Origin of the sequence: Thiolapillus sp. (genome assembly GCF_048562965.1) — a bacterium.
In the GTDB taxonomy this organism is placed as follows: domain Bacteria; phylum Pseudomonadota; class Gammaproteobacteria; order Chromatiales; family Chromatiaceae; genus Thiolapillus; species Thiolapillus brandeum_A.
This window is the reverse complement of record NZ_JBHNMF010000626.1, coordinates 1-1,796: the sequence shown is the minus strand read 5'-3', so window position 1 is coordinate 1,796 and position 1,796 is coordinate 1. Positions and strand designations below refer to the sequence as shown.

Genomic DNA, 1,796 nt, shown 5'->3' with positions numbered 1-1,796 from the left:
TGAGCAGGATGCAGCAATCAGCGTATAGAACAAGCTCTAACGGGCAGTATGAACAAAATAGCAACTTTATTTCACCCGAAAATATACGGTGGAACAATGTTGCTTACTCTAAACTCTAGTACCCTTAATCCACCCCGAAATATGACCAGCACCACCATGGACCAATCCCGCGATAGTATTCGGCAGTGCCCATATCTTCCCAACAACATCCAGTGTACCTTTCAGGAATCCGCCCCCATTGGCGTTGCCCGCTTGTTGCTGTCTAGTTCCAGCACCGCCGAACAGATGGGCAAAGGCTGAGCTCAATGCCCCATTTGCGAACTTCCCTCCAGACAAGGTACTGGCTGTGCCGCCAATGATGGCCGAGGCTGCTGCGCCCGCAAATGGGTCGGAGAAGTTATTGGAGAGTGCCCCTGCACTAAGTTTGCTGAATACGCTCGATGCAAAACCACTCCCAAAGCTGTCGCCCCTGGCTTTAGCAAAGGCTCCACCTACCAAGCCGTGAGCCAACACACCCTCTACAGTGATACTCGTAGCACCCCCAATACCGTTGTAAATACCCAATTGCACACCACTGAGCACCCCAGCTTCAAAGCCATCAGCAAAGGTGCCACCCATAGCGGATGAAGCTGCGCCTTGAGCCAAGCCATTGAGTCCGGCATGGATAGCGGTTTGTATCACCAGGGCTTCAGTTTTCGTCATTGCTGCGGTAATAACATTGGCGGCAATGTTCTGAGTCAGACTTTGGGTCATTATGCTGGAAATAAAGTTGATGAATAACCCAACGGCAAAATGCCCACTCGGATCAGTATAGCTCAAGGGGTTGTTGAGCACATAGCTGTAGCGGTTATAGCTTTGGCTGTTGTTGGGGAACTGGACTATGCTGTCCGCTGAGAGGAATCGCCCCAGGTCGGGGTCGTAGACCCGGCCATTCATGTGGATCAGCCCCAGGTCGTCGAGGTGTTCGTGTCCGGTGAAGCCCCGTGGTTCGTCGCTTGTTGGCGCGGGGTTGGCGATCCAGTTGGACGCACGGCGGTTGCCCCAGGCTTCAAAGCTGGGGCGTTCTTTGATGTTGCCGTTCGGATCGGTGATCACATCGAGGGAGCCAATGTGGTCGTGAAACAGCACGCGGGTTTCGGTGGGGGCGTTGCTGTGGGTGATGTGAATCGCCACGGTTTGGCCGTTGGCCTGGATCAGGTGACGGTACGGTTAATGACAACAAATGTTGCTCTGACCCCAAATATTTCTTGTTCTACCCCGCCCAGGTAACGGGTGGTCTCGGTCTGAGGGATGGGGCTGTTGCCAAGCCTGCCTGGAGGCAGATCAGGAGGCTGGAAGCAGAGCAATCATAAATCAAAGACTTGCCCCCGTATTCCCCACTCTATTCTTTCGGCGCAATGCGCTTCGCTTATTGACGCCCTACATCGGTACGCCTTACCGCGTTGCGTTGGCCGATAAAAGCATCGTACTCATAAATCTTGAATCTCAAATTTTGAGATATGATCAGGCCAAGGTTCTAAACCATGACTAAAAGATTCCAACATGGTTAATTGTCCATTATCTATGTACAGCATAAATCCAGCACCGCCTTCCAAGCTTTCAATTTCGGCGTATACAGACTGACCAATTGTTCTATTCTCGGAAGAAAATAGAGGGGGATTGTCTGAGTAATTGAAATATACATAAATACCTGAGCCTGTATTCTCGCGCCTGTCTACCAATAGATACGGCAAATGTTTTTTATATTTTGGTGCCTCTTTTTCAATAATATGTTCGATTACTGCTCTTTCGAATTC

2 protein-coding genes are annotated in these 1,796 nt (G+C 50.6%); both read right to left on the bottom strand.

Going from position 1 to position 1,796, the window contains the following annotated elements:
* Positions 1-108: 108 nt before the first annotated feature.
* Positions 109-1,173, bottom strand: coding sequence for an RHS repeat domain-containing protein (locus ACOCD2_RS18495; RefSeq protein ID WP_293653069.1), 1,065 nt, complete (start codon positions 1,171-1,173; stop codon positions 109-111).
* Between the two features lie 296 nt (positions 1,174-1,469).
* Positions 1,470-1,796: hypothetical protein (locus ACOCD2_RS18490; RefSeq protein ID WP_293675043.1), on the bottom strand; the 327-nt coding region annotated here is incomplete at its 5' end.